The 6,812-nt window shown below is 37.3% G+C and carries 6 protein-coding genes and 2 pseudogenes; 6 read left to right on the top strand and 2 right to left on the bottom strand.

The features are described 5' to 3' along the window. Positions 1-177: 177 nt before the first annotated feature. Complete coding sequence (locus tag CXF65_RS00735) at positions 178-378, bottom strand: hypothetical protein (protein ID WP_179207266.1); 201 nt, start codon at positions 376-378, stop codon at positions 178-180. Between the two features lie 132 nt (positions 379-510). Between CXF65_RS00735 and CXF65_RS00730 the strand changes: the two genes are divergently transcribed. Further along, entirely contained in the window at positions 511-1,101 is a 591-nt protein-coding gene (locus CXF65_RS00730) for a recombinase family protein (RefSeq protein ID WP_101210699.1), read from the top strand. 77 nt (positions 1,102-1,178) lie between these two features. On the opposite strand, the gene CXF65_RS00725 is transcribed toward CXF65_RS00730, so the two are convergent. Continuing rightward, positions 1,179-2,003: an abortive infection family protein gene (locus CXF65_RS00725; RefSeq protein ID WP_101210698.1), complete on the bottom strand. Its 825-nt coding sequence runs from the start codon at positions 2,001-2,003 to the stop codon at positions 1,179-1,181. Between the two features lie 218 nt (positions 2,004-2,221). Here CXF65_RS00725 and CXF65_RS00720 point away from each other — a divergent pair. From CXF65_RS00720 to CXF65_RS00700, 5 genes and pseudogenes are all read left to right on the top strand, one after another. Further along, a pseudogene (locus CXF65_RS00720) lies at positions 2,222-3,322 on the top strand (type IIL restriction-modification enzyme MmeI); the annotation flags it as partial. 486 nt (positions 3,323-3,808) lie between these two features. Then, positions 3,809-4,273: a transposase family protein gene (locus CXF65_RS00715; protein WP_157823952.1), complete on the top strand. Its 465-nt coding sequence runs from the start codon at positions 3,809-3,811 to the stop codon at positions 4,271-4,273. Between the two features lie 8 nt (positions 4,274-4,281). Then, positions 4,282-4,665, top strand: a pseudogene (locus tag CXF65_RS00710) (transposase family protein); the annotation flags it as partial. A 3-nt stretch (positions 4,666-4,668) separates the two neighbouring features. Continuing rightward, positions 4,669-5,925 carry a site-specific integrase gene (locus CXF65_RS00705; RefSeq protein WP_227523166.1) on the top strand — a complete coding sequence of 419 codons (1,257 nt, stop codon included), beginning with the start codon at positions 4,669-4,671 and terminating at the stop codon, positions 5,923-5,925. Continuing rightward, positions 5,918-6,812, top strand: an 895-nt coding sequence (locus tag CXF65_RS00700) for a hypothetical protein (RefSeq protein WP_198551927.1), incomplete at its 3' end; no start/stop codon positions are given. The genes CXF65_RS00705 and CXF65_RS00700, both read left to right, overlap by 8 nt.

The raw sequence follows: 6,812 nt of genomic DNA, 5'->3' as shown, positions 1-6,812 counted from the left end.
GGTTAGGTCATAGCTGCTTTAACGAGATTGTCTTAAATAATGGTTATCGCTAAAGCAGCTAGTAAAAAAATCTTTGACTTGCTTTTCTCTGCACACGGCAAAAAAATCACCCCCCAACCGATTTTCATGGGTTTAGGGATTAAAAAACCAACTAACTGTCTTAGATGGTCTTAAAGCTTAGAAGTGTAAAGCACAATAAACTTTCTTATATTTATCAGGATCATCTTTATTAGCTACAAACCCTTTGCTAACCAACTTTACCGAGTTAAATGTTTCACCTTCATCATTAGTTATCATAACAATCAAGTTTTGATCCTCAAAACTTTGGAGTTCTTTAATCAGCTCTTTAATTGTCTTAGTTCTATCTTCCCATTGCACTATACTCAAAATATAAAACCTCTAAACGATAATGTATCTATCATTAGACTTGTTTCTATTATTAAATGATAGTAATATCTTGATATTATCAATGAACATTAATTACTAAGTATAAATAATAGAGGTGGTGTTATGACCGTTCGTATTTATGTGAGAGCCAGCACTAAGGATCAAGACGCTAAGAGAGCCTTGTCTGACTTGATTAGCTTTAGCAAAAGCTATGATAATAGCTATGCTGAATACATTGAGCATTTCAGTGGTACGAAGCTCGATAGACCTACACTCACTCTGTTACTCAATGACGCTGAGGAAGGCGATATTCTGTTGGTTGAAAGCGTGGATAGATTAAGTAGATTATCTCAAGATGATTTTGCGATTCTAAAGCAGCGTATCAAAGACAAGGGCTTACGATTGGTGGTGGCTGATCTACCAACCACGCATACGGTCAATAATGGTATGACAGGTGAGATCCTAACAGTGATTAACCATATGCTGATCGATTTATTAGCAACGATGGCAAAGCTTGATAACGACAAGCGTAGAGAGCGTATCAAGCAAGGATTGGCTAACAGTGGCTATAAGCCCACCGGTAAGAAGCCTAATACAATGAAACACAATCGTATTAGAGAATTAGACAGTCAGAACAATATGACAAAAGAAGAAATCGCTAAGGCAGTTGGTGTTGGGGTAGCTACTGTCTATCGAGTAATAAGAGAGAACTAGACCACCCCGGGATTGACCTAAGATTTCTATTTAAATTACGTACTAACTGAATATTTTCTTGGATAATCCATATGAAATTAAAATGGAATAAAATCATCATTTTTGATATTTTTCGTTTTATCAAGAGCGGTAGCTGCCTTAATTTTTATACTAGCCTCTAGCTTTTTTATAAAACGTATCGAAGCGGCTACATGGTTAAAAATAAGTAAGCTTTCCTCATAGTTTAATATTGGATTATCGTGGGCAAGGCTTTTATTATTACGCACATCGTTGAATGCTTCCAACACAGAAATACTAGTTCTTAATATGCGATCAGTCATAGCTGACTCAAGATGTCCCTCTTCACGTAGTTTCTTTACGTACTCGCCAAAAACACTATTGAGTGGCTTATCAACGTTAATATCAATGTTATAGCGCTCAGAAGTAATACGCACAAACTTGTTTACGAAGGTATGTAAGCGATCTAATGCTGCCTCTGGCTGATTCTTGTCTATAGCTTCACGGACGTGATCAGCTACTATTTCAAAATCATAATCATCCGAAATAGCAGTTAAAGCACCTAACTCAGCCACAGGTTGATCGCTAAGCAGTCGCTTCGCGATATTTTGGCAGTTGGTGACTAATGAAGGATTACTATCACCAAAACACTGCTCTTCATTAGCGTATTCAATCAATCCTTCAATGACGCGTCCTAAAACATGATTATTGGCCACTGTCCAGAAAGTGCGCATCCGGTTCGCTTTTGATGTACCTCCTGTTTTGTACTGCTCATTATCTATCTCAACTCTATATTCATCAAAAAAATCACCAAAGGTGCGGTCTGAAAAATTCAGAACATATCCACTTCCCATACCAAGTAGTTTTTCCAGTTTGCGACGTTCACTTCCGCTAAGATCAGACATTTTCTCACTCTAAGTTCATAATTTAAGTATTGTAGTATAGTATTAATCTAACAAAAGTTAGATAGTATTTTGAGGTATAGCTATAATAGCTTTGCAGAGCTAACTGATGAACCTAAATCTACTAAAAACTCTCATAAGATTAATGTCTGATTCATCAATAACGTCTTAAAAAACACAGATTATAAAAATAGCTTTGAAGCTATTACAAAGGAAATAAAGTGAACATAACCCAAATAGAAGAAACCGTTAAGAAGCTAGCTTCAGATGTCCTTAATAGCTCAGTTGAAAAGGATCAATTCATATACGAGTTAATGGCAGCTTATGGGCATAGAAGGACGACAGTAAGCCGTATCAAGTCAGGTGAGCGTAACCTAGCTAAGGTCGCAGGGGAAGTCAGGGCCAAGCGCCATATCTATTTTAAGCACAGTAATAGCAATGAAGTGTTCTCAGATATTGATGACATGAAGAAAGAACCTTCTGTCACACGAGAGAAGATACGCTTTATCATCGCGACTGATTTTAATCAGTTTGTAGCGGTAGACACACGTACTCATGACACACTTGATATCGAGTTTAGTGAGCTTGGTAAGCATTTTGACTTCTTCTTACCTTGGGCAGGTATGGAAAAGGCAGTATATCAAGGCGATAATCCCGCTGACGTAAAAGCAGCTGAAAAAATGGCCAAGCTGTTTGATTTGATTAAAGCAGATAATTTCAGTGAAGAAAATAAGAATGATACTGCCGCACTTCATAGTCTGAACGTATTTCTAACTCGCTTACTCTTTTGTTTCTTTGCAGAAGATACAGGTATATTCGCGGATAACCAATTTAGTGCTGAGCTTGAGTCTCATACCAAAGCAGATGGTTCTGATGTAGATAGTTACCTTAACCGTTTGTTTAAAGTCTTAAATACTAGAAAAGAAAATCGTCATGATTTACCAGATTATTTGGCCAAATTTGAATACGTTAACGGTGGACTCTTTGCTGATGCTATTGCTTCACCAAAGTTCTCTACCAAGTCTCGCAGAATGCTCATTGAATGCGGTAGCGAGCTAGATTGGTCAGGCATCAACCCTGATATTTTTGGTTCTATGATTCAAGCCGTCGTGCATCCTGATCAACGTGGCGGTATGGGGATGCACTATACGTCAGTCATCAACATCATGAAGGTCATTGAACCACTGTTTTTGGATGATTTGTATGCAGAGCTGGAGAATATTGCGAAGAATATTGATGCAAAATTAAAGCCTAGTCGTTTAAGAAAACTGCATGATCGTATCGCTAACATCAAAATTTTTGACCCAGCTTGCGGTAATGGTTACATGAACACTTTAAATCCTACACAATACATCAACTGCTGATGACAAAGCCAATAGAGTTATTATTTTAGTTTATATAAATAGACCTCTTGCATAAGTCATCGCTAGCCCTCGTAACTCCGTCAGTGGAAACCAATGAACTGGTACTTCTGCAAGAGGTCTAACGTTAAAAATAATTTAATGAAAGGTAATAAATTGATAGTTTTTTAATGGATATCTTAAATAAAATTAATATTATTATAATGATTTATTGCAAATAATTTTTTATTTTAGTATAATATACTTATATTAATATTCTACCAGAAATTAATAATAATTTTAGCGAAATAGTTTCTACTTATGTGTATATCACATAATGGAAGCTCTTTCGCTTTTTTTTGGTTTTAAAAAACAGTTTGAATTATTTTGGACGCTAACGAAATGGCTACTCTTGAGTTTATAAATTAGACCTCTTGCAAAAGTAGTTGTAAGACACAACGTATATTATTGAACTCTACTTACTTAATAGATATGCCAAACATAGATAAGCTACTCAAACAAAGTGACGCTGGTTTTAAACGCTACACTGGCATTCATAAAGCCACCTTTTATGACATGCTTGATGCCATGCAAAAGCATGAAGCATCTAAGACCAAATCAGGCAGACCAAGTGTGCTCAGTCTTAAGGAGCAGATACTACTAGCCCTGACTTATTGGCGTGAATACCGCACGCTTTATCATATCAGTATGGACTTTGGTATTCATGAGTCTTCTGCTAGCCGTATCATTCGTAAAGTAGAAGACATCCTGATTGATTCAGGCAAGTTTGAATTGCCTAAAAAGCTGCCTAGTCGTGTCGATGAGGACATCAATTGGTCAGTCGTCATTGTCGATGCCACCGAAACCCCAATTGAGCGTCCAAAAAAAACCAAAGAGACTACTACAGCGGTAAGAAAAAACAACACACCTTAAAAGCGCAGGTTATCGTTCATTGGCAAACCGGTTTGATACTTGATGTGCAAACCTGTAAAGGGTCAATCCACGATTTTAAGCTGTATAAAGATACTTGTCCTGACTGGTTACCTTGTGACGCCAAGCTATTAGCCGATAGTGGTTATCAAGGGTTAGCAAAGCGACATAACCAAACTTTCACACCATTTAAGAAACCTCGTGGTGGTCAGTTATTGGAGATATGCAAACAGGCCAATCACTATCTGGCAAAGTTCCGTATTGTGGTTGAGCACAAAATAGGCTTAATCAAGTTGTTTAAAATCGTGGCTCATAAATATCGCAACCGTCGTCAGCGCTACGATCTTAGAATGAAGCTGTTTGCTGGTATCATTAATTCCGAGCTTAAACTATGACTTTTGCAAGAGGTCTATTACCAACACCGAAGGATTGAGATAAAAGATGGTGAGATAATTTGGAAAGAATTAAATAGAAAGCCTATTGAAAACCTTCCTCAAATCATTTGGGAAAACAACTCTCCTTGGTCTGAGGTCAATTTATGGGCTTTAGAGCAAGCCACCTCATCTAAGCTAAACATAAAGACTGTTAAGTCAAATATGTCACATTTATTAGCTTATGCGAAATGGCTAGAATCTGAATCAATCGACTGGTGGCATTTCCCTGAAAGAGAGAGTGAACGATGTTTAGTTCGATTCAGAGGCGCACTGATTCAGTCCAGAGCTTCAGGTGAATGCGCTCCTAGCACTACATCACAACGAATGTCTTCGGTGGTTCGATACTACAAATGGTTAAAGAATAAAGGATTAATCTCACCAGATTGGCCTATGTGGAAAGATAAAATTATAGGGGTCAAGATTACCAACTCATTCGGACTTGAACATACTTTACGTGTATCTAGTACAGATTTAGCTATTCCAAACCGTACAATTGCTGGAGCTATTAAGCTTGAAGACGGACTACTACCTTTATCTGCTAAAGGCATGAAGGAGGTTTTGACTTTGGCTGATACAGAAGCCTCCGAAGAGCTTTCTTTAATGTTACGGATAGGATTCTTCACGGGGTTACGCCTTGGATCAATTACTGACTTAAAGGTATCTACCCTTCAAAATGCGACTATTATTCCAAATGTCGGATTAAAAACGCTTTCTGTAGGACCCGGTGCTAGACCACCAGTAGCTACGAAATTTGATGTGACAGGTTCAGTTCCGATACCACAAGAGTTAATTGATACTCTATTGAATTATGCTATTAGTACTAGGCGCCTACAGCGTCAAGCGCTAGCAGCTCCGGAAGATCAGGATACTCTGTTTTTAACCAGATTCGGAAATACTTATAGTGGTGCTAATAGCCGCGCAGTAAATGTTGAAATGCATCGTTTTAGAAATAATGGGGTGGAATTAGGGGTGAAGTTTTTAAGAGGGTTTCATTTTCATAGAACTCGCGCTACTTATGCTACTGAAATAATGAAAGTTGCTCTGAATTTTATGTCTGTCAGTGATTCGATTCAATTCGTTAAAGAGGCTTGTTTGCACAAAGATGAAAGTACAACAATGAAATATATTAAGTTTATAGAGAATAATAAAACAATGAAAGAAGCCTCTGATGCATTTACTCATGCTTTCATGGGGTTGATGGGAGGTGATAAGGATGTCTGAACTAGATCTCAATATCAAAGGTTTGAGCTTAGGGACACACGAAACGCCTTGGGATTTAAAGGTCTTGTTATATAAGGGAGCTTCAAGTGTTAGACGTGATATCGTCATTCAGTATATCAATGAAGGTAAATTCGGAAACTTAATTGAAAGCAGGTTTTTTCTTGTAGGCAAACTTTATGACGTAATTGACTCTTACCTTATCAGAGGAATGTCTCAACACACAGTTAAAAGTTATCTTAGAAAGATATGGGTTTTTTATAACTGGTTAGATACTGCTGATATGTTATCTACGGAAGAAGCAATTATATCTACCTTTAAAGAATGGACTGAGCATTTAATAAATAGGGTTAGGGTTGATAAAGACATAGCTCAAATGACAGCTTATAAGTTAGCCTCTACAATAGCTAATTTAATTGCCAAAGCTTTAGTCTTACCAGGTGCTAGACCTGGATATAGTCTTATGCTAACAACGAGGCTCAAAAGGCCAAAAAAGACCAATAAGGTTTTAAGTACAGCGGCTGATAAACAAAATTTAGCAGAAACTTTTGAGTTTGGACGTACATTAACAACTATTTGCAATCATTTAGATATCAAAACTGTGCGCGGCAGCATACCTATAAAAATTCCACTCAATGAAGATAAATCTCTAACGGTTGCTTGTAGGTTACTTAAACCAGATTTAGATATTACAACAATAGAGCATAGCCGTATTAAAGAACAAGCTATTAATGCGCGCAAACCATTAGCAGAGAATATTAGTCTTTTAGAAAGCCCTAATAGATCACCAGTTCTTAACCTTCGAATTGAGTCAGAGTTGATGATATTTATAGCACAAACTGGTATGAATCTGTCGCAAGCAGTAGCTCTAAGCAGGTGTGATTACAGAT

Source organism: Psychrobacter sp. Sarcosine-3u-12 (assembly GCF_002836005.1).
In the GTDB taxonomy this organism is placed as follows: domain Bacteria; phylum Pseudomonadota; class Gammaproteobacteria; order Pseudomonadales; family Moraxellaceae; genus Psychrobacter; species Psychrobacter okhotskensis.
This window is presented reverse-complemented; position numbering and strand designations above follow the sequence as displayed.